The organism is Streptomyces argenteolus (genome assembly GCF_042902585.1).
GTDB classification, from domain to species: domain Bacteria; phylum Actinomycetota; class Actinomycetes; order Streptomycetales; family Streptomycetaceae; genus Streptomyces; species Streptomyces argenteolus.
In genome coordinates, this window is the sequence record NZ_JBIBEG010000008.1 from 124,127 (window position 1) to 149,593 (window position 25,467).

A 25,467-nucleotide genomic window follows, 5' to 3' on the forward strand; every position below is an offset into this window, starting at 1 on the left:
GGCGGCTACGGCGGGGCAGAGGCAGGGGCGGGAGCTGCGGCTGCCGCGACCGGCGAAGAATGCGGAGGCGGCGGGGGGCGACGGCGGTGATGCCGGAGCGCCGGTTCCCTCGTCGGGGCCCCGGTGGCTACAGCGGTGACGCCGGTTCTGGCGGCAGCGGAGGCGGTGGCGGCAGTCGGAACCCGTCTGTCGGCGGCGGCGGATCGCTGGGCACCGAAACTGGAGCAGCACCTCGGCGGCCATTTCTCGGGGCACAACCGTTTCTGGCCGGGCTGCAGATGGCTGCGTTCCCGATCGGGGCGGCCTGTAGGCGGCATTTCCAGCGAGGTGAAGCCGGTCCCGGCCTTGCCGTGCTCGACGGGCGCAGGGGCGGGCCGGCACAGAGTGGGCCAGGTTATTTGGTCCTACTGGTGTCACATACCGGGAATCACTCCTTCCGCCGGTCTTCGTCGGCGGGCTCGTCCTCCCACTCCCCTTCTGCTTCGTCTTCTTCTCCGTCTTCTGCGGCTTGGTACTCGCCGTCATCCTCCGAATCCTCGGCCTGTGCTGCTTCTTCCTCTTCCAGGGCTTCGTCGTGAGACATGACGACTTCGCCGTCTCGGATTTCGCCGCGCCAGCCCTCCGGCTCTTCCTCGGTGAGAGTGACATATCGCTGGAAGTGCTTGAAGTCCAGCCTGAGTCGGCGGCCCTGCGCCCGCCACAGGTTTCCGGTTTTTTCGAAGGGCCCGGACGGGTAGTACTCCACGACCAGGACGATCCGAGTCAGTGTGGGCGCCAGTTCGTGGAAACTGACCACCCCCTTGGTCGTCCCCTTTGCGCCTTCGGAAGTCCAGACGATCCGGTCGTCCGGGATCTGCTCCTGGACGGTAGCTTTGAAGCTGCGCGAGGAAGGGCCGACCTTGACCTTCCAGTCGCTGGTCATTTCGTCGCTCATTGAAACGCTGCGTACACCCTTGGTGAAGCTGCTGAACTCCTCGTACTGGGTCCAGTAGTCGTAGGCCGTGCGAAGGGGCACACCGACGTCGAGGACCTCAATGATGTTCATGCTCTTGCTGCTACCGGAATTGCCCTTGCCGCCGCCGAACGCTTCCTTGATCTTGTTCACGACGCTGTCCTTGAGGCCCTTGGCCTTCTCGGACAGGAATGCCTTCAGAGGGGATTCGCCCCCGAGGACGCGCGAGCCGATCTTGAGCAGGCTGCCGTTCTCGGCGGCATCGGTGAGCTGACCGGCGACGTCCGTGAGCTTGTCGCCGGCCTTCTCTGCAAGCCGTTCGACCTGCGAATCGACGAAACCCGACAGTGCCTCGCGCAGTCCGCCCATCCCCGACTCCTGCGTCTCCGGCTGCTTCATGTCCTTCCCGGTCATGACGGGCTACCTCCGGCGATCAGCGAGCTTGGACATCTTCTTCGCCGCTCGTCCTGAAGACGCAGCCTTCTTGCTTGGAGCCTGCTTCCGGGCGTCGGACTTCTTGGCTCGGGGTGCCTTCTCCGCGGCAGGCTTCGTCGCGGAGGACTTCTTCGCTGGGGCTGCCTTCTTCGCCTCTGCGTTTTCGTCCGGCTTCTCGTTCGCTTCCTCCTCTTCCTCTCCCTTACCGAGACCGGCCGCGCGGTCACGGAGGGTGCCCGTGAGCGTTCCCACGCCGCGTGTGGCAGCAGCAGTCACTGCCTTGCGGCCGGCGTCGACGAACTCCCCTTTCGTCTGTTCCTGTAGTTCGGCAACCTGGGGTAGTTCGCCCAGCCTGCGCATTCCCTCGGCAGCAAGCTGGCGCGGGTCCAGGCCGAACCGTCCGCCCGCCAGATACGTTCCCACGCTCAGGGCGAGCTTGCCTTTCTTCGTACGGCCCAGCACGTAACCGCCGACAACCGCCGCGGCGAGAGCAATTTTGGTCTGATCGTCCATGCGCACGTCACCTGTATCCCCGGGGCCGCCCGTGCCGCGCGAACTGCTGCGGTGAACGGTCCTGCCCAGCGGTGGCCACTGCGCCGGTTTGGGCACCGCGATGAAGGGGACCTGGTCCCGCACAATTCAGGCGGGGCCGGTCATTTGCCGACACGATGACTCCGGCCACGACGGGCGGTCGCCTCAGCCCGAGAGCCATCACTCAATGCCGGTCTTTTACCCCCAGTCTCGTCCGAATGGTGTCGGTCGCATCTTGACGCAATGGTTCCTGCTGCGGAGCCGGGGGCGCCGGCAGTCCGGGGTTGCGCGCCGGGCAGGCGAGGTCCGACGCCAGCCGTCGAGTGCTTCGCCACGGCCGTCGCCGATCAGTCTGTGATGTGAGGTGCTCGTCCACGCAGTGGTTGAGCCGCGGGAGAACTCCGCCGTACCAACCACCGCAGGCGTACGCGTATGTCGTGCAGAGCTGCCTGGACTTTGACCGACCGGATGCCGTCGGCGCAGTCGAAGAACTCGCGCCAGGTGGCCATCGGAGATGCTCGGCCACTCGTCGATCACCATTCCGGCGGACACGTACACCAGCCGAATGGTGCCGATCCGTGGGGCCAGATCGGGGACAGCTACTCCCCGTCCGCTCACGCATCGCTCACGCAAACGGCCCCGGACTAGGAGTCCGGGGCCGAGTGGAGCGCCTCCCTGAGGGAGAAACCCCAGGTCAGCGGCTTGTTGTGTCGTGCCCCCGGCAGGATTCGAACCTGCGACACCCGCTTTAGGAGAGCGGTGCTCTATCCCCTGAGCTACGAAGGCGGGGAACCGTCGGTGACCGTGGGCCGGGCCCGGCCCGGGTGGGCGGTGGGCTTCGGTCGGTTGCCGACAGGTCAATGGTGATCCGGTCCACGGGGATCGGGCCACCGCCGTCAGTGTAGCGGGTGGGCAGAGGTCGCTCCTTCGTGTTTGGGCGGTGAGCCCGGCCGTCCCGCTCCAGCCGGCCGCCGAGGGGGAGGGGCGCCAGCGGTTCGGCGGCAGGGGCGTCCCGTGGTCCGTCCCTGCCGGCCCCGTCGCCGGGGCGTCCGTGCCGGGGTCGGTCGGTTGACGAGGGCCTGGTGGGGGCATAGCTTCGCCGGGTCGCTGAGTCAGTACGTGGAGAGGCCGCTCGTGCCGCACGCCGACCCCAGCCCCGCGCCGGACCCCAGCCGGTCCCCGGGCGCCCACCGGTCCTCGGACCCCCACCGTTCGCCGGAGGACGCGGACTCGGGCCCCGGCCCTGTGGCCGGCCCCACCCCCACTCCCGACCGCGCCGCACGGTCCCGTGCCGAGGCCTCGCTGACCGCTGCCGGTTCTCCCTTCGCCGTCGTCCGGGACGAGCGCGAGGTCCTCGTCTACGCGAACGGGCCGCGCACGCTGCGGGAGTTCGTGGAGGCCACCTGGGCCTTCGGGGAGCAGCCCTTCCTGATCTCGGGCGGACGGACCTGCTCGTACGGGGAGTTCTTCGCCGCCGCGTCCGCGCTGGCCAGGCGATTCACCGAGACGTACGGGCTGCGGCAAGGCGACCGGGCCGTGGTGGCCATGCGTAATCACCCCGAGTGGCAGATCGCGTTCTGGGCGGTGCAGCTCGCCGGTCTCGTCGCCGTGCCGCTCAACTCCTGGTGGACCGAGGCGGAGTTCCGTCACGCGCTCGACGACTGCGAGCCTCGGGTACTGCTGGTCGACGGCGAGCAGCTGCCGAAGGTCGCGGCCTGGGGGGAGAAGGCCGGGGCGCGCGTCGTCGTCTTCCATGACGCTCACGACACTGCGGAGAGCGTGGCCGGGGCCGAGCGGTACGCCGGCTTCCCGGAGCCCGATCCGTGGGCGGCGCCCCCCGATGTGGAGATCCGGCCGGAGGACGACGCCACGATCATCTACACCTCGGGCACCACCGGCCGGCCCAAGGGAGCCGTGGCCACCCACCTCGCCCAGGTGGGGGCGGCGCTCAACCCCCGTTACCAGGCGGCGGTCTCGGCGCTGCGGCGCGGGGTCCTCCCGGGGCAGGGGCCCGCGCCGGTCACCTTGATGACCTTCCCGTTCTTCCATGTCGCGGCGTTCACCAGCCTGTACGCGGCGATGGCGGCGGGCGGCACCCTCGTCCTGATGCCGAAGTGGGACGCCGAGGAGGCCCTGCGGCTGATCCGGCGGCACGGGGTCACGGTCTACGCGGGCGTTCCGGCCACCGCGCTCCAGCTGCTCGGGGCCGCCGACCGGGCCGGGGACGGGCTGGAGAGCCTGCGGATGCTGAACACCGGGGGTGCGGCGGCCCCGCCCGACCTGGTCGCGCGGCTCACCGCCCGGCACGGTGAGCTGATCGAGCCGCGCAACGGGTACGGGCTGACCGAGACCAGCGGCGGGGTGCTGGCCAACTTCGGTGCCGAGTACCGGGCCCATCCCGACTGCGTCGGCACCCCCACGCCCGTCACCGAGGTGCGGATCGCGGGCCCGGCGGGAGAGGCCGTCCCGGACGGCGAGCCCGGTGAGCTCTGGCTGCGCGGGCAGTCCCTGGTCCGTGGGTACTGGCGCGACGAGGCGGCCACGGCCGAGTCGTTCGCCGGCGGCTGGTTCCGTACGGGGGACCTCGCCGTCCTCCGCGAGGGGCGGGTGGCCGTGGTCGACCGGATCAAGGACATGGTGGTCAGGGGCGGCGAGAACGTGTACTGCGTCGAGGTCGAGGCCGTTCTGCACGATCACCCCGACGTCGAGGACGCGGCGGTGCTCGGTGTCCCGCATCCGGTGCTGGGGGAGGAGGTCGCGGCGGTCGTACGACTGCGCTCCGGGTCCGTGGTCACGCCCGACGCCCTGCGTGCGCATGCGGGGCGGAGGCTGGCCGCCTTCAAGGTCCCCGCTCATGTGCTGGTGGCCAGGGAGCCGCTGCCGCGGAACGCCACGGGGAAGACCCTCAAGCGGGAGCTGCGCGACGCCGTTCAGGAGCACGTGCGCGGGGGAGAGGGACAAGGGTGAGGGCTCAGGGGCGGGTGATCCGCACCCGGTAGTTGCCGTCGCCGTCCTTCTCCAGCACGGATATTCGTATGCCGTTGGTGCGGTCGGTGAACGTCTCCCCGGGCTGGAAGGCGGCGTCCGAGAGCTCGGCGTGGACGTTCGGCCGCCGGGTGCAGCCGCCGCTGTCCTCCGTGCTGTCCTCGACCGACACCGGGCCCTGGCCGGTGTCGACGTCGGAGCTCACCTTGTAGATCAGGACGCCCGGACGGCAGACGGCCTCGTCGTTGCCCTCGGCGGTGCGCACCTCGACCGCGTAACCGGACTGGCCGCTCAGCGGCACGAACGCGAGCTTCGGGCCGCCCGGTGCGGCCAGCGGTTCCAGGGTGTGGTCGCTGGTGCCCGGCATCGCGGCGCAGCTGATCTGGTCCCCGCCCAGCCAGCCGAGCTTCCACTTGTGCCAGCCCAGGAGGTCGTTGTTGGCCCCCCAGTCCTCGGACATGATGTCCCAGTGCCCCACGGAGCCGCCGCCCTCCATCGTGTAGAGGTCGGGCAGCCCGAAGACGTGGCCGTTCTCGTGGGGGAGGACCCGGTAGCCGGTCTCGGCGTACGAGCCCGAGCCGTCGTCCTGGCGGCTGTAGACGAAGGACGTGTTGGCGAGCGGGACGCCGTCGGCGAAGGGGGCGTCGTCGTTGCCGGAGAAGGTCACGGACAGGACGGTGTCCAGGGCGGAGGGGCCTGCGTTGGGGGTGACGAGCACATTGACCAGGTCGTACTCGCCGAAGTCGACCTTGAGGTCGGCCACGCTCACGAGGTCCTTGACGAGCTTGCGGTAGCCCGGTTCGTACGGGGAGCCGCGCTCGATCCCGTACTCGGAGAACGGCAGCGGCATCCGGAGCCAGTCCTGGACGGGTGCTTCCGGCACATAGGTCAGCCGGCCGTAGGAGCTGGTGCGGAACCAGTCGGAGGTCTGCGGGAAGAACTCCGCGAGCCGGTCCGCCGCCGGTTCGGTCGCCTCCGCGTCCGGGAAGTCGATCATCAGGTTGAGGGCCCTGATCCGCCCGGTGGACCGGGCGTACCCGGGGGGCGTCGGCATCCCCTCGGACATCTGTACGCCCATGGTCGCGGGTATCCGGCAGGGGGCGAGACCGGTACCCCGGGGGGCGGCCACGGGCCCCGCCGAGGCCCGGCTCGCGAGGGGGAGCGTGGAGCTGGCCGACGCCATGGTCGCGATGACGAGGGCCGTCGCTCCCGCGAGCGCGAGAGGCCGGCGGTATCCGCGTATCCGGTGGCGGGGCTGCTGCATAGGGCTCGCCTTCGGTTCCGCGGCAGCCGGCCGGGCCCGGGCTGCGCTCTGGCGATCAGCCTCTGCGGGGTGACCGGGGCTCGCTCGCTGGGTGCGCCGGTCGGGTGACGCTGCGGCGAGAAATATGTGACTCAGGTCACATCGCGGTCAGAAATAACCGGGGACGGCTTCCCCGTTTGTACCTGTGTCCCCGCGAAACGGGGAAGTGGTCCCCGGTTGAAGCCGAGGGCCGGCCATACACCGCAAGGGAAGGGCAGCAGTCGTGGAGACCGTCGCCGAAACCGCCGCCTGTGCCGTGCGGCGCCGTACGCCCCGTCCGCGGGCCGACGCGCTGCGCAACCGGGAGCGGATCGTGACGGCCGCGCGCGAGATGTTCGTCGAGTTCGGGCCGGATGTGCCGCTTGACGAGGTCGCGCGGCGTGCCGGAGTCGGCAACGCCACGCTCTACCGCAACTTCCCCGACCGCGCCGCTCTGACCCATGAAGTGGTCCTGGCCGTCACCTCGCGCACGACCGAGCGGGCGGAGGAGGCCGTGGCGGCCGAGTCCGACCCGTTCGCCGCGCTCAGCCGCTTCGTGCACGCGGCGGCCGACGAACGGATCGGTGCCCTGTGCCCGATGCTCTCCGGCGGCTTCGACAAGGACCACCCCGAACTGCTCGCCGAGCGCCGTCGCCTCGAAGGTGCGGTCGAAGGGCTCGTGGAGCGCGCCATGTCCGCGGGGAGGCTGCGTACCGACATCGCCGTCGGTGACGTACTCGTCGCCCTTTCCCAGCTCACCCGGCCTCTGCCCGGCACCGCCTGCCTGGACATAGACCGGTTCACCCACCGCCATCTGCAGCTCTTCCTGGACGGACTGGAATCCCCGGCACGTTCCGAACTGCCCGGATCGGCGGCGACCTTGGAGGACCTGCGCCGCGGGCACTGACGCCCGCGCACCGGAAGATCCAGCAGACCCGCGCCCACAGAGGCCGACCCCACGCCCATGACGCAGGCCGGGACCTGAGCAGCAGGTCCGGTCCTCAGTACAGCCCGCCCTTTTTCGGTTGCGGGCGACGGTCCGTCCACGGCCCGCCGCCGGCACCGCATCTCCTCGTGTCCTTAGGTGGCTTCTCCCATGTCGAAAACAGCCGGCACCCTTCCGGATCCCAGTCGCTGGAAAGCGCTGGCCTTCATCGCCCTCGCCCAGCTGATGGTCGTGCTCGACGCGACCATCGTGAACATCGCCCTGCCCTCGGCCCAGACCGACCTGGGCATCTCCGACGGAAACAAGCAGTGGGTCATCACCGCGTACGCGCTCGCGTTCGGCGGTCTCCTGCTCTTCGGCGGACGCATCGCGGACCTCTGGGGCCGTAAGCGGACCTTCGTGGTCGGCCTGCTCGGCTTCGCCGCGGCCTCCGCCCTGGGCGGCGCCGCCACGGGCGAGGCGATGATGTTCGGCTCCCGCGCCCTGCAGGGTGCCTTCGGCGCCCTTCTCGCACCGGCGGCCCTCTCCCTGCTCGCGGTGATGTTCACGGACGCCAAGGAGCGGGCCAAGGCCTTCGGTATCTACGGTGCCATCGCGGGCGGTGGCGGAGCGGTCGGCCTGATCCTGGGCGGCTTCCTGACCGAGTACCTGAACTGGCGCTGGACGTTCTTCGTCAACATCCCCTTCGCGATCATCGCCGCCGCGGGTGCCTACTTCGTCATCCGCGAACCCGCCGGCAGCCGCAACCGCTCGCCTCTCGACATCCCCGGCGTCGTCCTGTCCACGCTGGGCCTCGTCGCCCTCGTCTACGGCTTCACCCGCGCCGAGGCGGCCGGCTGGTCGGACTCGCTGACCGTCGGCATGTTCGTCGCCGCCGGTGTGCTGCTCCTGGCCTTCGTCATCACCGAGTCGCGCGTGAAGTCCCCGCTGCTGCCACTGCGCGTCCTGACCGAGCGCAACCGCGGAGGCGTCTACCTGTCGCTGGGCCTGGCCATCATCGCGATGTTCGGACTCTTCCTCTTCCTCACGTACTACCTGCAGGTCGTCAAGGGGTACTCGCCGGTCAAGACCGGCTTCGCGTTCCTGCCGATGATCGCGGGCATGATCACCGGTTCCACCCAGATCGGCGCGCGGCTGATGACCCGCGTCCCGCCCAGGCTGCTGATGGGCCCCGGCTTCCTCGTGGCGGCCGTCGGCATGCTGCTGCTGACCCAGCTGGACATCGGCACCTCCTATGCCGCCGTCATCCTCCCGGGGCAGTTGCTGCTCGGCCTGGGTATGGGTACGGCGTTCATGCCGGCCATGTCGCTGGCCACGCACGGTATCGAGCCGCGTGACGCCGGTGTGGCCTCGGCCATGGTGAACACCTCGCAGCAGGTCGGCGGCGCCATCGGTACCGCGCTGCTGAACACGATCGCCGCCGGTGCCACCACCGCGTACATCGCCGATCACGCGGCGGGCGCCACCGACCCGAAGCTGCTCCAGCTCCAGGCCATGGTCAGCGGTTTCGCGAGCGCGATCTGGTGGGCGGTCGGCATCCTGGTCGTCGCCTCGGCGATCGCGGTGACGCTGATCAACACCGGCCGCCCGGGCGCCGGAACGGCCGGTCCGGCCGACGGATCGGGCCGTGCGGACGGTGTCGAGGACGAGTACAAGATCCCGGTCGTCGCGCACTGATCCGGTCACCCCGGTGAGATCTGCCCTGGTTCCGTCCGCCGGAGCCAGGGCAGCCGCGTGTCCGCGTCCCCTCGGCGGGGGCGGACACGTGCCCGACGCGTCCGTTCCGCTCGGCGGAGCCGGGGAAGGTCCGCGTCCGTTCCGCTCAGCGGAGCCAGGGAAGGTCCGCGTCCGTGCCCTCCGGCTGCAGACCGGCCGCGATGACCTGCATGATCTCGCCGAGGCTCGCCACCTGCTCGGGGCTGAGCCGGGCGAACATCGCCTGGCGCACGGCCTCGACGTGTCCTGGCGCGGACCGCGCCAGCATCTCGTACCCCTCGTCGGTGAGGACGGCGTTCTGGCCGCGCTTGTCGGAGGGGCAGTCCTCGCGTCGCACCCAGCCGTTCTTCTCCAGCCGGGCGATGGCGTGCGAGAGGCGGGAGCGGGTGATCTTGGCGTCCTTGGCCAGCTCGGTCATGCGCTTCTGCCGCCGGGGGGCCTGGGAGAGCTGGACGAGCAGTCCGTAGTAGATGTGCGGCATCCCGGCGTCGCGCTGCAACTGGCGGTCGAGGTGATCCTCCATGAGCGTGGTGGCGTGCAGGTAGGCGCGCCACACGCCCTGCTCTTCGGCGGTGAGCCAACGGGGCCCACCGGTGGTTGCCGTGGTCATGTACTCCACTGTACGACCTTTTCTTGAAAGTTGAACTAGATAGAGCTAAGGTCTCCGGTAGTGGGAACTTGAAGATTCAAGGGACTGTTTCGACGTATCGATCTGCCGAATTCCCGGTGCTTGCCGCAGATGCCCGTTCCCGGTGCCTGTAGAGAACACACATACCTTGATCGGCAGAGGAATGGGAGTGCCATGACCGTCACCGAGGAACGCATGCCCGCCCTCTACCTCTCGCACGGCGCCCCGCCGCTCGCCGACGACCCGGTCTGGCCCGGTGAGCTGGCGGCCTGGTCGGCCGGGCTGCCGCGCCCCAAGGCGATCCTGATGGTCTCCGCCCACTGGGAGGAGGCCCCGCTCGCGCTCGGCGCCACCGAGACCGTGCCCCTGGTCTACGACTTCTGGGGCTTCCCCGAGCACTACTACCAGGTGCGTTACGCCGCCCCTGGTGCCCCCGAGCTCGCCGAGGACGTCCGCAAGCTGCTGCGCGGCGCGGGGACCCCGGTCCAGGACATCCCCGACCGGGGGCTCGACCACGGGGCGTACGTCCCGCTGGTCGAGATGTTCCCCGACGCCGGCATCCCCGTGCTCCAGATCTCCTTGCCGACGCTCGACCCCCGCAAACTGATGGACATCGGCCGCAAGCTCGCCCCGCTGCGGGACGAGGGCGTGCTGATCGTCGGCAGCGGGTTCTTCACGCACAACCTGGCCGCCCTGCGGCACGGCGGCGGCACTCCCGGATGGTCGGCGGAGTTCGACGACTGGGGCCACCGGGCGCTCCAGGCGCAGGACATCGACTCCCTGCTGGACTTCGAGCACAAGTCACCGGCGGGCCGGCTGGCCCATCCCCGCACGGAACACTTCGCGCCGCTGTTCGTGACGCTCGGGGCCGCCGGGGACGAGCTCGGTCAGGGCCGCAGCGTCATCGACGGCTTCTGGATGGGTCTGGCGAAGCGGTCGGTGCAGTTCGGGTGAGCAGCGGCTTCTCGTACCAGGAGACGTCCCAGTAGCGGCCGAACTTCCTGCCCACCTCCGTGTACGTGCCGACGTGCCGGAAGCCGAAGGCGTCGTGCAGCCGGACCGAGGGTTCGTTCGGCTGGGCGATCGCCGCGTAGGCGCGGTGGAGGTCCTCGCCGGCGAGAGCCTCGAACAGGGCCCCGTAGAGGAGGGTCCCCACGCCGCGGCCCGTGGCCCCTGGGGCGAGGTACACACTCACCTCGACCGACGTGCCGTACGCGGCCTTCGGGCGGTACGGGCTGCTGGTGGCATAACCGAGGACATGCGGCGCGCCGTCCCGGGTACCAGGCTCCAGAGCAACCAGCAGCCTGTGAGGGCCGTCCTCAGGGTGGGAGCGCAGCCACGGCAGGCGCTCCTCCGGAGTGAAGGTGGCCGTGTCGAATGTGAGCGCGGTCTCACGGACGTAATGGTTGTAGATGTCCGTAAGGGGCTGCAGATCGGTTTCCGCGCCCGGCCTGACCTGCACTTCTGTGCGTATCTGCGACATCTGTCCTCCGTTGGAGGGCGACAGGGTACTGCATGATCTCGAAAGTGAATGGGCGCCGTGGGAATTCTGTCCGGATTCCAGTCGTTGTTTCCATCGGATGCAGGGCACCCGGGAGGGTGTCGCGACCTACTCAGCAAGGGAGCACGCATGGCAACCCGTGCCGTCGCCCGACGTTCGTCCGCCAGCACCGGCGGGACCGACCGGGCAAGCAGTGTTCGCGCCTCTGGCGAGATCGCCGATCGCGACCTGGTCGGCATGTACCTCGACGAGATCGCCCGCACACCGTTGCTCGACGCCGCCAAGGAGGTCGAGCTCTCGCAGACGATCGAGGCGGGTGTCTACGCCCAGCAGATCCTCGACGGTGTGGTGGAGAGCGAAGCCGGCGGAGCGAAGCGTGAGGAGCTGGAGGCGCTGGTCGCCGAGAGCGAGCGCGCCAAGGACATATTCATCCGCTCCAACCTCCGGCTCGTCGTTGCCGTGGCCCGGCGCTACCCGAGGGCGGGCCTGCCGCTGCTCGACCTGATCCAGGAGGGGAACGCGGGTCTGGTGCGCGCGGTCGAGAAGTTCGACTACGCCAAGGGCTTCAAGTTCTCCACCTACGCCACGTGGTGGATCCGGCAGGCCATCACCCGTTCGATCGCCGATCAGTCCCGCACCATCCGGCTCCCCGTGCACCTCGTGGAGGAGCTCGGCCGTATCCGGCGGGTGCAGCGTGAGTTCAACCGTGAGCACGGGCGCGACCCGGAGCACGCGGAGATCGCCGCCGAGCTTGACTCCAACGCCGAGCGCGTGGGCAACGTCCTGGACTGGGCCCGTGACCCGGTCAGCCTGAACATGTCCGTGGACGACGACGGCGACACGCAGTTCGGTGACCTGCTGGAGGACACCTCCGCCGTTTCGCCCGAGCAGTCCGTGATGACCTTGCTGCGCAGCGAGGAGCTCGAGGACCTGATCGGCAAGCTCGACAACCGCACCGCCTCCATCATCAAGATGAGGTACGGGATCGAGGACGGCCGCGAGCGGACCCTCACCGAAGTCGGCAAGCAGCACGGTCTGACACGGGAGCGGATCCGCCAGATCGAGAAGCACGCATTGCTCGAATTGAAGCGAATGGCTCACGACACGGGCTTTGACGCTGCGGCGTGAGCCGATAACCCGTAATCTCCCCATCAAGCCGGTTCGCACCGGCCCGACGACCGGTCTCCTTTCCGGTCCCCTGAGCTGAGTCCCGGCGCCCACCCCCCCCGGCGCCGGGGCTCATCCATGTCAGGCCCCTGGGTTCGTCCCCGGCCAGGCCCCGGGTTCGTCCACGTCAGGCCTCGGGCGGCGCCCCGCCCGAGACGGTGCGGCGGCGCGGGTCAGGCGGGCACCGAGACCGCGCAGGTGCTCCACCAGCTCCGGCGGTCCGTGAGCCTCGAACGCGCAGTCCACCATCGCGAGCCGCAGCGCCACCCACTCCAGCGAGTCCGTGGACGTCGAGCGCAGCCGGCAGCTGTCCTCCCCACTCGGTTCCACCGTGCCCAGCCCCGCGGGCAGCTGGGCCCGCACGGCCTCCGCCGGCGCCCGGAACGTCACGTCGAGACGCAGCTCCGGCTGCGTCCGGGACATCGAGACGGCCAGGAACTCCGCGGCGCCCCCGTCCCCGGCGGGCAAGTCGCGCGGGGTGAAGCGGGCGCCGGTGGCGAACGGCTCGCTCACCCGGTCCACCCGGAAGGTGCGCCAGTCCTCACGGTCCAGGTCGTACGCGACGAGATACCAGCGGCTGCCCGTGCTCACCAGCCGGTACGGCTCCGCCTGGCGCTTCGACGGCGTGCCGTCCCCCGCGCGGTAGGCGAAGCGGAGCCGCTCCCGCGCGGTGACCGCCGAGGCGATGGCGGTGAGCGTCCGGGGGTCGATGGTCGCTCCGTCGCCCCGGGTGAAGGCGACCGTGGCGTTCTGCAGCGAGGAGACCCGGTGCCGCAGGCGGGACGGGAGGACCTGCTCCAGCTTCGCCAGCGCCCGTACGGATGCCTCGTCGACCCCTTCGATGGCGTGCCCCGCGCCGGCCCGCAACCCCACCGCGATGGCCACGGCTTCCTCGTCGTCCAGCAGGAGGGGCGGCATGGCGGTGCCCGCGACCAGGCGGTAGCCGCCGATCGAGCCGCGCGTGGCCTCGACGGGATAGCCGAGGTCGCGGAGCCGGTCGACATCACGCCGGATGGTGCGCTGACTCACCTCGAGCCGCTCGGCCAGCTCGCGGCCCGGCCACTCCCGCGGGGTCTGGAGCAGTGACAGCAGGGTCAGCAGCCGTGCCGGGGTATCCGTCATGGGCTCAGAATGCCCTCCCTTCAGGTCACGCTCTGACCTGAAGGCGAAAGATCTTGAGCTCCGGCGAGGTGGGGGTGCCGACGGGCCCCGAGCGCCGGCTGCCCGGGCCCCGGCACGCCCCGGGGCGGCAGGACCCCGGCGTTCAGCAGATCCGCGTGCGGTTCTCCATGGCCCGGCGCGCGGCGTGCTCGTCGTCGTACACCTCGCACATGTGGCGGCCGTCGGGCGTGGCCGTGTGCTCGACCTCCCACAGGCTGGTCTCGCTGCCGTCCAGGAGCAGGAAGGCGTGCTCGTAGAGCGTGAAACCGGCGTCCTGGCCGTCGACCCGGCACTGGCGGCCGAAGATCTGGGTGATGTGGTGGGCGAAGGCGGCCCGCAGCAGCCCGGCCGTCGCGGCGCCCGGCCGGTCCGCGTTCTCCGCGCGGCGCAGGACGCGGCGGGCGTGGTCCGCGGAGTTGTCCGGCGCGTACATGCGGGGGAGCGGCACCGGAGGGACGCTCATCAGGATGCTGAGGGCCTCCAGGTCCTCCCTCAGGGTGTCGTCGCCGAACGCGGGAGTGTCCCAGAAGCTGCCGGCGAGGCGCGCCGCGGCGATCTGCGCGTCGGCCTCGTCGTCGTACAGCTCGTGCCGGAGGGGTTCGCCGGTCTCTCTGGCGCCGCCGTGCACCAGCTCCCAGAGGGTGAGCGTGGTGCCGTCGGAGAGCAGATAGGTGTGCCGGTAGGTCTCACGGCGCAGGACGGCGCTGTGGTGGGACGAATGCAGGGAGCTGCTGTGCGCCAGGGCCGTCCCGAGCCGGTCGACCGTGCTGTCGGACAGATCGAAGGAGTTGAGGGCGCATCGCAGGAGTCGCTCGAGGTGCTGCTCGGTTGTCTCGTACGGATCGCTCAAGGTGCTGTCTCCAGGCCGTCGCCGCGTGTTACCCGATGCGTGCATAACGTAGTCCCTGGGTCTGACATCGTGACCGGGGTTCGCAAAAAACGTACGGCTCGTGCGGAAAGTTCCCACCCCCCGTCAGGGTGCGCCGTGGAGCTCGCCCCCGGGCGCCTGCGGAGACGCTTCGGCCTCCCGGCCGGCGGTACGCCCGGCCGCCTCGCCGTAGAGCTCGCCGTACGAGGGGAAGGTGCCGCCCGGGCCGTCCACGCCCCGGGCCGCCCTGGCCGCCTTCACCACGGCCCGGGCCAGGGTGTCGGCACCTGCCGCCAGGATGTCGTTGAGCGTGGCGAGGGGCTCCGGCGGCAGGGCCACCGTGCCCGTGGCGAGGGTGAAGACGGTGTCCCCGTCGGTGAGCAGGTGGACCGGCCGCACGGCGCGCGCCAGCCCGTCGTGCGCCGTGCCCGCGAGCTTCTGCGCCTGCGCGCGGTCCAGCGCCGCGTCGGTGGCGACGACGGCGATGGTGGTGTTGAACGCGCCCCGATCCGGTGTGCCGCCCTCCCGCGCCTCCCGGATCTCCTTCAGCCGCCGGAGCGCGGCCTCGTGCACCTCGCGCGCGGGATGCGTGGGGGGCTCCCCCGCGCCGTACTCCCCGTACAGCACCCCGGTCCGCGGATCGACGACGGAACCCGCCGCGTTCACCACGGCCAGGGCCGCGACCGTGATCCCGGAGGGCAGCCGCAGACTCGCCGTGCCGACACCGCCCTTGAGCGCCCCGGCCACGGCGCCCGTGCCCGCGCCGACCGTGCCCTCGGCCACCGGCGAGCCGGGCTCCGAGGCCGCCGCCGCCTCCACGGCGGCCCGGCCGGTCGATGCGTCGGGGCGGGCCCGGTGGTCGCCGCCCCGGCCCAGATCGAAGAGGCATGCCGCCGGGACCACCGGCACCACCTGGGAGGGGCCGACCGGGACGCCGCGCCCCTGCTCCTCCAGCCAGGCCATCACGCCGGACGCGGCGTCAAGACCGAACGCACTGCCGCCGGTCAGGACGACCGCGTCCACCCGCTGCACCAGATTGCGCGGGTCGAGGGCGTCCGTCTCCCTGGTGCCGGGGCCGCCGCCGCGCACGTCGACGGCCGCCACCGCGCCGCCCTCGGGTGCGAGGACGACGGTGGTCCCGCTCAGCGCGCCGGCGCCCGGCACCCGGGCGTGTCCGACGCGCAGTCCGTCCACGTCCGTCAGCGCGTCCAGCGGGCCGGGTACGGGCACGTTCTCGGCGTCCTCGGTCATCACGGGCTCCTCGTGGCGTGCGGCGGTACGCGGCAGGGTGGCGCGGGGGCCTTGTCACCGGTGAACGTACAGGCGCCCGCCCCGGCTCGGGTCCCCGGCCCGTGGCGCTCCCGGCGCGGGCCACCTGGGCGACGCGCTCACCCCATAGGGGCACATAACGGGATCGAACGCCGCTTCCGGACCTACGGTGGCCGGGTGACCGAGCCACCAGAACCGCCCGCCGCAGCCGAGCAGTCCGTTTCCGGTGCCCGCACCGCTTCCTCCGGCGGGCCGGACGGCCACGGACCCGCCCAGCGCCCCTCCGTCGCCGTGCGGGCGGCCAGAGCCCTTCCGCGCTCCGTCTCGGGCCGGGCGACCCTCGCGGGCGCCGTCGTGTCGGCGCTGCTGATCATCGCCATCGTGTTCGGCAGCCGCCTGCTGCACGACTTCGACTCGGCGCTGCTCCCGTACGCCGTGGCCACGGTCTTCCTCGCCTTCGGTGTCGCCTACCGGTACACGGTCTGGGTCTCCGCCCCCGGTGCCCGACGGCTGTTCAAGAACGGCTGGCGCAGCCTGTTCTCGGCGGAGAACTTCCGCAGCGCCCCCACCGCACTGCCGAAGATGATCGCCACGTACCTCGGCTTCCAGAAGTTCCTCGGCGCCCGGTCGCACGCCCGCTGGGCCGCGCATCAGCTGATCTTCTGGGGCTGCGTCCTCGCCGCGCTGATCACCTTCCCGCTGACCTGGGGCTGGTTCACCTTCACCTCCGGCAACGGTTCGGGGCCCGGGTACGAGATGCGCATCTGGGGGTTCAAGATCCTCGGATTCGACTCGCTGAACTTCGTCGGCTGGGTGATGTTCCACGGCCTGGACCTCGCCGCCGTGCTGGTCATTCCGGGCGCCGCCTACTTCCTGTGGCGCCGGATGAAGGACCGCGGCGCCATGACCGGCCAGCGGTTCGCCTACGACCTGATCCCGCTGCTCGCCCTGATCATCATCTCGGTGACCGGGCTGCTGCTCACCTTCTCCTCGATCTTCCTGCACGGCGGCGGTTACGAGTTCCTGGCGATCCTCCACATGGTGTCGGTGGTCTTCACCCTCATCTACATCCCGTTCGGGAAGTTCTTCCACATCGTCCAGCGCCCGGCAGCGGTCGGCATGCAGCTCTTCAAGTACACGTCGCGCCAGGGCGACGAGGTCTTCGCCTGCCGGCGCTGCGAGGAGCCCATCGACACCGGCGCGTACGTAGAGAACCTCCGCGGCACCATGCGTGACCTCGACCTCGGCTTCGACGAATGGGCCGAATACTGCCCGCGCTGCAAGCGGGTGCTGCGCGGCAACGCTTACCTCTCCCAGGTGAAGAAGGGCTACAAGTGACCGCGGACCCACGCGCAGCCGACGGGCGTACCGTCCTCCCCCTCGACCCCTCCCTCGCCCCGCCGGGCTCCCAGGGCTTCCGGGACGCGGGCGGTATCCCGGCCGACAAGTGGCACGCCGACCAGAACGGCGAGACGCTCGTGCCCACCCACTGCTGCTTCTGCGGGGTCCAGTGCGGGATGTACCTCCGCGTGGACCGCGGGGGCAAGGTCTTCGGCGTGGAGCCCCGCAACCACGACATCAACCGGATGCGCCTCTGCCCCAAGGGTGTCAACGCCTATCAGCAGGTCAACCACCCCGACCGCCTCACCGCCCCCCTCATGCGCCGCTCCCGCGACGAGGAACTGCGTGAGGTCTCCTGGGACGAGGCGCTCGACTTCACCGTCTCGGAGATCAAGCGCATCCAGGAGGCGTACGGGAGGGACGCCTTCGGTGTGCTGGGCGGGGCGAGTCTCTTCTCCGAGAAGACGTATCTGGTCGGCAAGTTCGCCCGGGTGGCGCTCAGGACCAGGCACGTGGACTACAACGGCCGGCTCTGCATGGTCAGCGCGGCGGGAGCCAACAAACTCGCCTTCAACATCGACCGGGCCGGCAACCCGTTCTCCGACATCCTGCTCACCGACTGCCTGCTGCTCGCCGGGGCCAACGTCGGCGAGTGCTTCCCCGTGCTGACCCAGTACGTCTGGGGAGCCCGGGACCGTGGTGCCACCCTGATCGTGGTCGACCCGCGCGAGACAGCGGTCGCCCGCACGGCCGACATCCATGTCGCGCTCAAGTCGGGCACCGACTCGGCCTTCTTCAACGCGGTGCTGAACGTGGTGATCGAGGAGGGTCTCACCGACGAGAACTATCTCGCCGCCCATGCCACCGGCTGGGAGGAGGTCAAGGCCAACGCCGCGCTGTACCCCCCGTCCCGCGCCGCCGAGATCTGCGGCATCCCGGCGGAACAGGTCGTGCAGGTCGCCCGCGCGTTCGCATGCGCGCCCAAGGCCATGGCCTTCCACGCCCGGGGCATCGAGCACCACACGCAGGGGGTGGAGAACTGCCTCAGCGTGATCAACCTCTGCGCCGCCACCGGCCACATCGGCAAGCCCGGCGCGGGTTACGGCACCCTCACCGGCCAGGGGAACGGCCAGGGCGGCCGTGAGCACGGCCAGAAGGCGGACCTCCTCCCCGGCGGGCGCTCGATCCTCAACGAGGAGCACCGCCGGCAGATCTGCGAGATCTGGGGCATCGAGGAGTCCGAACTCCCCGCCGCGGGCACCTCGATGATGGAAATGGTCTGGCAGATGCAGCGGCAGGAGATCCGCGGCCTGATCGGTATCTGCAACAACCCCTTCGTGTCCCTCCCCAACTACGCCGTCGTCAAGGACGGCTACGACACCACCGAGTTCCACGCCCAGTTCGACTTCTTCCTCTCCGAGACCGCCGCCAACGCGCACGTGGTCTTCCCCGTCACCATCTGGGCCGAGGACGAGGGAGTGATGGCCAACGCCGAGGCGAGAGTCGTCAAGCACAACAAGGCGCAGGAACCACCGGCCGGGGTGCGGACCGACACCTGGGTGATGTGCGAGATCGCCCGGCGACTCGGCGCGGGGGACAAATTCGCCTTCGGCGGCTCCCGTGACGTCTTCGACGAGCTGCGCAGGGCTTCCGCGGGCACGATCATCGACTACTCCGGCATCACCTACGAACGCCTGGAGGAGACCGGCGGGATCTCCTGGCCCTGTCCCTCCACCGACCACCCGGGAACCCCCCGGCTGTTCGAGGACGGGAAGACCTACCACGCGGACGGCAAGATCCATCTTCAGGTCGTCGAGTGGCATCCGCCGGCGGACCCGTACGACGACGAGCACCCGATGACCCTGACCACCGGACGCACCGTCGCGCACTTCCTGTCCGGCAACCAGACCCGCAGGCTGGGCGCCCTCGTCGAGCAGACCCCCCGGCCCTGGGCGGAGGTCCATCCGTCCCACGGATTCCGCAACGGCGAACCCGTCCGGGTCGTGACCCGGCGCGGCAGCGAGGTCTTCCCCGCCCTGGTGACCGAGGCCATCCGGCCGGACACCGTGTTCATCCCGTACCACTGGCCCGTGCCCACCGCGGCCAACGCCCTCACCATCGACGCCCTCGACCCCCGCTCCAAGATCCCCGAGTACAAGGTCTGCGCGTGCCGCATCGAGCACGCTGCCGCCATCGACGAGGTCCCCGCGCCCCCGGTCGCGCCCGGCCACGTCGCCTACCCCGAGACCCAGGTCTCCCGTACCGACCCGCTGCCGCCCACGGCCCCGCAGGGCCGCGGCACCTCGGAGAGGGGCTGATGCCCGCATGATGGGCCGAACGATCTTCATCGACCCCGGGCGCTGCATCGGCTGCCAGGCCTGTGTCTCCGCGTGCCGGGAATGTGACTCGCACCGCGGCAAATCGATGATCCATCTCGACTACACCGACGAGGGTTCCTCCGTCGCCTCCCTTCCCACGGTCTGCATGCACTGCGAGGACCCGGTGGCCCCCTGCGCCGAGGTCTGCCCGGCCGACGCGATCCTGGTCACCGCCGACGGCGTCGTGCAGCAGGCCGACACCACCCGGTGCATCGGCTGCGCCAACTGCGTCAACGCCTGTCCCTTCGGAGTCCCGAAGATCGACCTCCAGGCCAAGCTGCAGATGAAGTGCAACCTCTGTTACGACCGCACCGCCTACGGGCTCGCCCCCATGTGCGCCACCGTCTGCCCGACCGGCGCCCTCTTCTACGGCACGGTCGAGGAGCTCCAGGCGGAGCGGCCCGGGGTCCAGGTCGCCGACACCTTCGTGTTCGGCGAGAGCGAGGTCCGTACCGGTGTCGCCATGGTGGTGCCGGCCGAACGGGTCCAGTGGCCGGTGCCCGGAGGACTCCCCGTCGTCGAGATCAACGGGAAGGACGTCCGCCGATGAGCGTCACCGAACAGCCGCAGCCTGGCCACGGACCCGACTCCGGCGGCGACCCCCGCGAGGCGCTGCACGACCGGATCGCCGCCGACTCGCTCACCACCCGCCGGGACTACCTCCGGATCGTCGCCACCGTCTCCGGGGGCCTCGCCGTGGGCGGCCTGGCCGTGGCGGGCGGGATCCTCCACCGCCACGGTGAGACGGAGGACGGGAAGGCGCCCGCCCCGAAGCAGATCGCCGCACAACTGCTGCCCGGTGAATCCCTCGCCTTCCGCTACCCGGGGGACGAGGACCGGGCGGTCGCCGTACGGATGGACGACGGCACCCTCGTCGGCTATTCCGCCGTCTGCACCCACCTCGCCTGCGCCGTGCTGTGGCGCAAGGACCGCGGCACGGAGGGCGAGCTCTACTGCCCCTGCCACGAAGGGGTCTTTGACGCCCGCACCGGTGAGGTCACCGCCGGGCCACCGCCCCGCGGACTGCCCAAGGTGGTGCTGACCGAGCTGGACGACGGCAGTGTGTGGGCCGTCGGGACCACCCGCTCCGGGGAGAGCGTGGAGGCGGGTCTGTGCCGCCAGCTCCGCGAGGACCGCCCCGATCTCGCCACCCGGATCGGCTGCCCCGGCACCGGCGGGGGTGCGGAGGGGCCGTCGGCGCCCGGTCGCCCCCCTGCCCGGACGTCCTCGTCGGCGGGTGAACCGCCACGCGGGTCCGCCGGCGCCACAGCGCACGGGAGTCCGTCATGACCGAGCCCCTCGACCCGATCGAGCCCCCGCGGCCCCCCAGGCCCGCCGGAACGGCCTACCCCGACTACCACCCGGGCAGCGAGCGCGCCGAGCTCAACCGCCCCGTCCACGAGCGCTATCCCCAGATCCGGCCCACCAGTGGCTACGCCGATCCCCGGGTCCGGCACACCGGTCCGGGCCCCGGGGCGGGGTCGGAGCAGGAGCCGGAGCGTTCCGCGAAGCTGACGGCCCGGCTGGTCCTGGCCCTGAGCGTGGTCATCGGTCAGCTGTGGGCGCTCACCGAGGTCGTCAACGTCTGGATGGAGGACGACACCGGCACAGCCTGGTGGGGCGCCGGCTTCCTGTGTCTGTCCTTTCTCGTCGTGCTGGGACTGTGGCTGCTCGATCCGAAGGACCGGTGAGTGCGGCCGTACCCTGGAGGTATGAGTACCGCCCCCGCCCCCGGACCGCGAGAATCGAAGCCGCCGCAGCCACAGGAGCAGCAGCCGCAGGAGCCCAGGCCCGAGCCGCCGGCTCTGATCTTCGACGATCCGCTGGACCGGCAGTCCGCGGACGACACGGACCAGGGGTGGGGCGAGCGGGCTCCGGCCAGCGGCAGCGCGGCCGATCTCGCGCGCTTCCTCGACGAGAAGCCGCCTCACCACTTCTGAGCCGCGCTGGTCCGGCACCCGGCCGTTCAGGACGGGCGACGCTGGGCCACCAGCTCGTCCCGGATCTCCTTCAGCACCTCCAGCTCGCTGACCTCCAGCGTCTCCTTCACGCCCTCCTTCGCCGCATGGGCCGCCGCGCGCCTGGCGAGGTACTTCGCCATGGGCATCACCATCAGGAAGTAGACGACGGCCGCGGTGATCAGGAAGCTGAGGCCGGCGCTGAGCACCGATCCCCACAGGATCTCGATCCCCTCCGCCTGACCGGTCTCCGGGTCCGCGCCGCACGGCCCGCGCAGGCACGAGCGGTACCGCTCCAGGTCCTGGGTGCCGAAGGCACCCACGAGCGGATTGATGATTCCCTTGACGATCGCGTTCACCACGTTCGTGAACGCGGCGCCGATGACCACGGCGACCGCGAGGTCGATCACGTTCCCGCGCATCAGGAAGGCCTTGAAGCCCTCCAGCAGACTGACCTTCTTCTCGCTCACACGTGAGCCTTTCTCCGGTCGGGCAGGACGGGAAGCCAACTACCCCGTCACGCACGGCGGAAGAGGGGCACGCTGTCCAATCCGGTCCTTCCGGGGAGCGAGTTCTTGGGACGTGTGCCCTATGCGGCATGGGACACCGCCACCGCGAGCCGTCCTGAGGCGCCCGCACCGGCCAGGGCCGCGGCCGTGTCCCGCTCCACGGACAGGACCACCAGCGCCCCGCCACCCTCCACCGCCTCACTGCCCAGTCCGGGTGACCCGTCCCCGCCGCCCGTCCGCCGAGGCACCTCCGCGACGCTCACGTCGCGAGCCACCACTCTGGCTTCGGATTCCCCGTCGACCGCCGCGATCACGTCGACGCGGTCTCCCGGCCGCAACAGCCCGACCGTCGCCGCGTCGGCGATCCTCACCGGAGCGGACACCAGCCGAACGGCCCGCCGCTCCGGCCCCGGTGGGGCGCCCCCGCCGGCGGCTGCCGCCCCTCTGTCCCCGCTCAGCCCCGAGGCGGCGAGCACGGCCGAGGCGAGCGCGAACCCCGCGGCCAGCGCGCGGCGCTGGCCCCTCAGCGCCCGCCGGAGCCGGAGCCCGCCGCCGCCCCGCACTCTCAGCGGCTCGAAGAGCGGGACCCCGCAGGGCGCGGGAGGGGCGGGACGTGTGTCGGGCACCGAGGGGAACATGGCCAGCACCACCTGCCGTGGAGTAGTCCGCGAGGGACGTCTGTGGACGTGAGGAGGAAGCGTCCGCGGCGTGGACGAAGAACGTCCGCGGGCGTGAACGAGGGGAGTCCCGCGGGATGCCCCGCCGAACTCCCCTCACCTTCCACCCTCCGCGCGCATCCCGCTCGGCCCTGTGGACAACTCCCGCGCTGTGGAAAAACCGGCCACCCGTACGAGTTGTCCGTGGAGCGCCCGAGTCGCTCAGCCCGTGAACGTACGAGGTGCCCGCCACCACCCCGCTGAGCAGCCCCGCTGCCCAGCCGCGCTCAGGCAGCCTCCCAGGGCCGCGGCCGGTCAGTCACTGGCCGCCTCGGACGCGGCCGAGCAGCCCCGCCGGGCCGAGGTCACGGCAGCTCGATGCCCGTGTCGATCCCGTCCAGCGCGTGGTGGCACACGCACGCGCGGTCCTCGTTCGCGGGCAGTGCGGCCACCGCGTCGAACAGCACCGTCCGCAGCCGGTCCACATTGGCCGCGAAGACCTCCAGCACCTCCGTGTGGTTGACGCCCTCCCCGGCCTCGGCCCCGGCGTCGAGGTCGGTCACCAGCGTCAGCGTCGTGTAGCAGAGCTCCAGTTCACGGGCGAGCACCGCCTCCGGGTGTCCCGTCATGCCGACGACCGACCAGCCCATGGCCGCGTGCCAGCGTGACTCCGCACGGGTCGAGAAGCGCGGGCCCTCGACGACGACCAGGGTCCCGCCGTCCACCGGCTCCCAGTCCCGCCCGCGTGCCGCCGCCAGGGCGGCCTTGCGCCCCTCGGGGCAGTACGGGTCGGAGAAGCCGAGGTGCACGACGTTCGACTCGGCTCCGTCGGCGCGGGGCACCCCGTCGTAGAACGTCTGGGTGCGGGCCTTGGTGCGGTCGACCATCTGGTCCGGTACGAGCAGCGTGCCCGGCCCGTACTCCGGACGCAGGCCGCCCACCGCGCACGGTCCCAGCACCTGACGCACACCGACGGACCGCAGCGCCCACAGGTTGGCCCGGTAGTTGATGCGGTGCGGCGGGAGGTGGTGGCCCCGGCCGTGGCGCGGGAGGAAGGCGACTCGCCGGCCCGCGAGTTCGCCCAGGAAGAGAGAGTCGCTCGGTGCCCCGTACGGGGTGTCCACCGTGACCTCGGTCACGTCCTCCAGGAAGGAGTAGAAGCCCGATCCGCCGATGACACCGATTTCGGCCGTGCCCGTTTCTGCGTTCACCATGCGGTCACACTAACGGGCGCGCACGACCGGGACCCCGCCGATCCGATCAGCGGGGTCCGGTGAAGCGTAAGGGCTGCGCAAGCTGCCTCAGGCGGCCGACGTACCGCTCGACGACGTCGAGGAAGCCGAGGAAGAGGACGAGGACGACGCCGAGGCGGCCGGCTTCGATTCCGTCTTCGCGGCGGACGACGTGGACGTGTCGGACGCCTTGGAGGACGACGTGGCCGGCGTGCTGCTCGACGAGGAGCCGCGGCTGTCGTTCCGGTAGAAACCGGATCCCTTGAAGACGATGCCGACGGCCGAGAACACCTTCTTCAGGCGTCCCTCGCAGTTCGGGCACACGGTCAGGGCATCATCGGTGAACTTCTGCACCGCTTCGAGGCCCTCGCCGCATTCGGTGCACTGGTACTGATAGGTCGGCACTTGCTCCTCCTGGCACTCTCACTCAATGAGTGCTAACGACGCTCCATACTGACGTATTCCGAGCGATCAGTCCACCGTGACCGGCTCGCGGTGACCGATCCCACGCGCCACCGTCCGTCCCGCGGACCGCGGAGCCAGCCGCGAGCGCAGGGCCAGCAGCGTGGCCAGGGCCAGGACGGTACCGGCCAGCGGGACCACGAAACCGGTGCTCGCGCCGTGGGCGTCCGCGAGCTGCCCCGCCACCGTGACGGCCGCCGCCTGGCCGAGCGCCACCGCGCCCGTCAGCCAGGTGAAGGCCTCGGTCCTGGCCGACGCCGGCACCAGCGCCTCGACCAGGGTGTAGCCGCTGATCAGGGCGGGGGCGATGCAGAGCCCGACCAGCAGGCCGAGCCCGGCCAGCAGCGGCACGGAGTGCACGGCCCAGAGTCCGGACGCGGTCAGGGTCAGGGCGGCGTATCCGACGATCAGGCGACGGCGCGGGCCGCTCTTCCAGGCGATGGCACCGCAGGCGATGCCGGCCAGCATGTTGCCGGCCGCGAAGACCCCGTACAGCAGGCCGTTCACCCCGGGGTGCCCGATCTCCTCGGCGAACGCCGTGAGGGAGACCTGCATGCCGCCGAAGACCGAGCCGATGCCCAGGAAGGCGATCGCCAGGACCCGTACCCCCGGCACCGAGAGGGCCGAGCGATGCGGCTCGGCCGTCGTGGACGCGTCACGGGGAGCGGGCTGGGTGGAGCGCCGGGCGGCGAACAGGAGGCCGCCGACCAGCGTCAGCGCCCCCTCGGCCATCAGCCCGGCAGCCGGGTGCACGCCTGTGCAGAGCGCCGTCGCGAGCACGGGGCCGACGACGAAGGTGAACTCGTCGGTCACGGACTCGAAGGCGGCGGCCGTGGACATCAGGGGAGAGGCCGGCCGTCCGGGGGCGGCTCCGAGCAGGGCGGCCCAGCGGGCCCGCACCATCGGCCCGATCTGCGGGATGGAAGCGCCGGTGGGCACCGCGGCCAGGAACAGCGCCCACAGGGGGGCGTGCGCCAGCGCGAGTGCGGCGAGAGCGCCGACGGAGGCGGCGTGCACCAGGACGCCGGGCAGGAGTACGGCGCGCTGTCCGAACCGGTCGGCGAGCCGGCCGCTCTGCGGCGCGAAGAGGGCCATGGAGACGCCGGAGACGGCGGCCACGGCGCCCGCGCTGCCGTAGGAGCCGGTGGTGTGCTGGACCAGCAGGACGATGCCGATGGTCAGCATCGCGAAGGGCTGCCGGGCGGCGAAGCCCGGGAGGAGGAACGTCCACGCACCCGGGGTGCGCAGCAACTGCCCGTAACCGGGGCGGTCGGAGACCGTGGTCGCCACGGTCCTTGCCTTTCTGCCGCCTGGTGGCCGTGCCCCCCGGGGTGTCCGCGCACGCGTGCGGGGCGGCCGGGGGCTGCCGAGAGCTGTCCTCTTCGCGCGGGCTGCGGTAGATGCCGGGCGCTCGCGTCAGAGGCGAAGGCGCCACGACCGCCATACGGTCGCGCCAGCTCTGCGTCAGGCAGAGTTGGTCGATCAGAACT

General features: G+C 71.0%; 24 protein-coding genes and 1 tRNA gene. 11 read left to right on the forward strand and 14 right to left on the reverse strand.

Translation table 11 applies throughout. From position 1 onward, the window contains the following. Positions 1–427: 427 nt before the first annotated feature. The 3 genes from ACFY8O_RS26065 to ACFY8O_RS26075 all read right to left on the reverse strand — a co-directional run bounded on the left by ACFY8O_RS26065 (position 428) and on the right by ACFY8O_RS26075 (position 2,704). Positions 428–1,366 carry an SRPBCC family protein gene (locus ACFY8O_RS26065; protein WP_145809202.1) on the reverse strand — a complete coding sequence of 313 codons (939 nt, stop codon included), beginning with the start codon at positions 1,364–1,366 and terminating at the stop codon, positions 428–430. A gap of 6 nt (positions 1,367–1,372) precedes the next feature. Further along, positions 1,373–1,900 (reverse strand): hypothetical protein, encoded by a 528-nt coding sequence (locus ACFY8O_RS26070; protein WP_387906324.1) that lies wholly within the window; start codon positions 1,898–1,900, stop codon positions 1,373–1,375. 731 nt (positions 1,901–2,631) lie between these two features. Further along, positions 2,632–2,704, reverse strand: a tRNA-Arg gene (locus tag ACFY8O_RS26075). Between the two features lie 348 nt (positions 2,705–3,052). On the opposite strand from ACFY8O_RS26075, the gene ACFY8O_RS26080 reads away from it, so the two are divergent. Further along, the gene (locus tag ACFY8O_RS26080; RefSeq protein ID WP_387906326.1) at positions 3,053–4,885 is read left to right on the forward strand and encodes a class I adenylate-forming enzyme family protein; all 1,833 of its coding nucleotides are present in this window, start codon (positions 3,053–3,055) and stop codon (positions 4,883–4,885) included. A 4-nt stretch (positions 4,886–4,889) separates the two neighbouring features. On the opposite strand, the gene ACFY8O_RS26085 is transcribed toward ACFY8O_RS26080, so the two are convergent. Further along, entirely contained in the window at positions 4,890–6,167 is a 1,278-nt protein-coding gene (locus ACFY8O_RS26085) for a M6 family metalloprotease domain-containing protein (protein WP_387906328.1), read from the reverse strand. Positions 6,168–6,429: 262 nt separating this feature from the next. On the opposite strand from ACFY8O_RS26085, the gene ACFY8O_RS26090 reads away from it, so the two are divergent. Further along, positions 6,430–7,092: a TetR/AcrR family transcriptional regulator gene (locus ACFY8O_RS26090; protein ID WP_145809198.1), complete on the forward strand. Its 663-nt coding sequence runs from the start codon at positions 6,430–6,432 to the stop codon at positions 7,090–7,092. Positions 7,093–7,281: 189 nt separating this feature from the next. Further along, entirely contained in the window at positions 7,282–8,808 is a 1,527-nt protein-coding gene (locus tag ACFY8O_RS26095) for an MFS transporter (protein WP_145809195.1), read from the forward strand. Positions 8,809–8,953: 145 nt separating this feature from the next. Here ACFY8O_RS26095 and ACFY8O_RS26100 read toward each other — a convergent pair whose 3' ends face one another. Beyond that, entirely contained in the window at positions 8,954–9,466 is a 513-nt protein-coding gene (locus ACFY8O_RS26100; RefSeq protein WP_145809193.1) for a MarR family winged helix-turn-helix transcriptional regulator, read from the reverse strand. 183 nt (positions 9,467–9,649) lie between these two features. Between ACFY8O_RS26100 and ACFY8O_RS26105 the strand changes: the two genes are divergently transcribed. Continuing rightward, the gene (locus ACFY8O_RS26105) at positions 9,650–10,429 is read left to right on the forward strand and encodes a dioxygenase family protein (RefSeq protein ID WP_387906331.1); all 780 of its coding nucleotides are present in this window, start codon (positions 9,650–9,652) and stop codon (positions 10,427–10,429) included. Here the strand turns inward: ACFY8O_RS26105 and ACFY8O_RS26110 are convergent. Continuing rightward, on the reverse strand, positions 10,377–10,958 hold the full coding sequence (locus ACFY8O_RS26110) for a GNAT family N-acetyltransferase (protein WP_387906333.1): 582 nt from the start codon (positions 10,956–10,958) through the stop codon (positions 10,377–10,379). The genes ACFY8O_RS26105 and ACFY8O_RS26110 overlap by 53 nt on opposite strands. Positions 10,959–11,105: 147 nt before the next feature. Here ACFY8O_RS26110 and ACFY8O_RS26115 point away from each other — a divergent pair, with 147 nt between their 5' ends. Beyond that, positions 11,106–12,104, forward strand: coding sequence for a sigma-70 family RNA polymerase sigma factor (locus tag ACFY8O_RS26115; protein WP_145809187.1), 999 nt, complete (start codon positions 11,106–11,108; stop codon positions 12,102–12,104). Between the two features lie 120 nt (positions 12,105–12,224). Here the strand turns inward: ACFY8O_RS26115 and ACFY8O_RS26120 are convergent, their stop codons facing one another. The 3 genes from ACFY8O_RS26120 to ACFY8O_RS26130 form a co-directional block, all read right to left on the reverse strand. Further along, on the reverse strand, positions 12,225–13,265 hold the full coding sequence (locus ACFY8O_RS26120; RefSeq protein WP_387906337.1) for a helix-turn-helix transcriptional regulator: 1,041 nt from the start codon (positions 13,263–13,265) through the stop codon (positions 12,225–12,227). 142 nt (positions 13,266–13,407) lie between these two features. Further along, the gene (locus ACFY8O_RS26125; protein WP_387906339.1) at positions 13,408–14,154 is read right to left on the reverse strand and encodes a DUF6227 family protein; all 747 of its coding nucleotides are present in this window, start codon (positions 14,152–14,154) and stop codon (positions 13,408–13,410) included. Between the two features lie 123 nt (positions 14,155–14,277). Next, positions 14,278–15,423 carry a P1 family peptidase gene (locus ACFY8O_RS26130; RefSeq protein WP_387906342.1) on the reverse strand — a complete coding sequence of 382 codons (1,146 nt, stop codon included), beginning with the start codon at positions 15,421–15,423 and terminating at the stop codon, positions 14,278–14,280. Between the two features lie 309 nt (positions 15,424–15,732). Here ACFY8O_RS26130 and ACFY8O_RS26135 point away from each other — a divergent pair, with 309 nt between their 5' ends. Genes ACFY8O_RS26135 through ACFY8O_RS26160 form a run of 6 tightly spaced genes read left to right on the forward strand, consistent with a single transcriptional unit; the run spans position 15,733 to position 21,100 of the window. Beyond that, on the forward strand, positions 15,733–16,779 hold the full coding sequence (locus ACFY8O_RS26135) for an MFS transporter (protein WP_387906675.1): 1,047 nt from the start codon (positions 15,733–15,735) through the stop codon (positions 16,777–16,779). Beyond that, entirely contained in the window at positions 16,776–19,100 is a 2,325-nt protein-coding gene (locus tag ACFY8O_RS26140; RefSeq protein ID WP_387906344.1) for a molybdopterin oxidoreductase family protein, read from the forward strand. The genes ACFY8O_RS26135 and ACFY8O_RS26140 overlap by 4 nt, the downstream gene beginning before the upstream one ends. A gap of 7 nt (positions 19,101–19,107) precedes the next feature. Further along, a complete protein-coding gene (locus ACFY8O_RS26145; RefSeq protein ID WP_145809174.1) occupies positions 19,108–19,710 on the forward strand; it encodes a 4Fe-4S dicluster domain-containing protein in 603 nt (200 codons plus the stop codon). Beyond that, on the forward strand, positions 19,707–20,450 hold the full coding sequence (locus ACFY8O_RS26150; RefSeq protein WP_387906347.1) for a Rieske (2Fe-2S) protein: 744 nt from the start codon (positions 19,707–19,709) through the stop codon (positions 20,448–20,450). The genes ACFY8O_RS26145 and ACFY8O_RS26150 overlap by 4 nt, the downstream gene beginning before the upstream one ends. After that, the gene (locus tag ACFY8O_RS26155) at positions 20,447–20,851 is read left to right on the forward strand and encodes a hypothetical protein (protein ID WP_387906349.1); all 405 of its coding nucleotides are present in this window, start codon (positions 20,447–20,449) and stop codon (positions 20,849–20,851) included. The genes ACFY8O_RS26150 and ACFY8O_RS26155 overlap by 4 nt, the downstream gene beginning before the upstream one ends. 21 nt (positions 20,852–20,872) lie before the next feature. Next, positions 20,873–21,100 carry a hypothetical protein gene (locus ACFY8O_RS26160; RefSeq protein ID WP_145809168.1) on the forward strand — a complete coding sequence of 76 codons (228 nt, stop codon included), beginning with the start codon at positions 20,873–20,875 and terminating at the stop codon, positions 21,098–21,100. Positions 21,101–21,126: 26 nt separating this feature from the next. Here the strand turns inward: ACFY8O_RS26160 and ACFY8O_RS26165 are convergent, their stop codons facing one another. The 5 genes from ACFY8O_RS26165 to ACFY8O_RS26185 form a co-directional block, all read right to left on the reverse strand. Continuing rightward, positions 21,127–21,588 carry a large conductance mechanosensitive channel protein MscL gene (locus ACFY8O_RS26165; protein WP_145809166.1) on the reverse strand — a complete coding sequence of 154 codons (462 nt, stop codon included), beginning with the start codon at positions 21,586–21,588 and terminating at the stop codon, positions 21,127–21,129. A 119-nt stretch (positions 21,589–21,707) separates the two neighbouring features. Continuing rightward, on the reverse strand, positions 21,708–22,265 hold the full coding sequence (locus ACFY8O_RS26170) for an RcpC/CpaB family pilus assembly protein (RefSeq protein ID WP_387906677.1): 558 nt from the start codon (positions 22,263–22,265) through the stop codon (positions 21,708–21,710). 383 nt (positions 22,266–22,648) lie between these two features. Then, positions 22,649–23,497 (reverse strand): S-methyl-5'-thioadenosine phosphorylase, encoded by an 849-nt coding sequence (locus ACFY8O_RS26175; protein WP_387906352.1) that lies wholly within the window; start codon positions 23,495–23,497, stop codon positions 22,649–22,651. Positions 23,498–23,584: 87 nt separating this feature from the next. After that, on the reverse strand, positions 23,585–23,920 hold the full coding sequence (locus ACFY8O_RS26180; RefSeq protein ID WP_145809162.1) for an FmdB family zinc ribbon protein: 336 nt from the start codon (positions 23,918–23,920) through the stop codon (positions 23,585–23,587). 66 nt (positions 23,921–23,986) lie between these two features. After that, a complete protein-coding gene (locus tag ACFY8O_RS26185; RefSeq protein WP_387906355.1) occupies positions 23,987–25,267 on the reverse strand; it encodes an MFS transporter in 1,281 nt (426 codons plus the stop codon). Between the last annotated feature and the right edge of the window lie 200 nt (positions 25,268–25,467).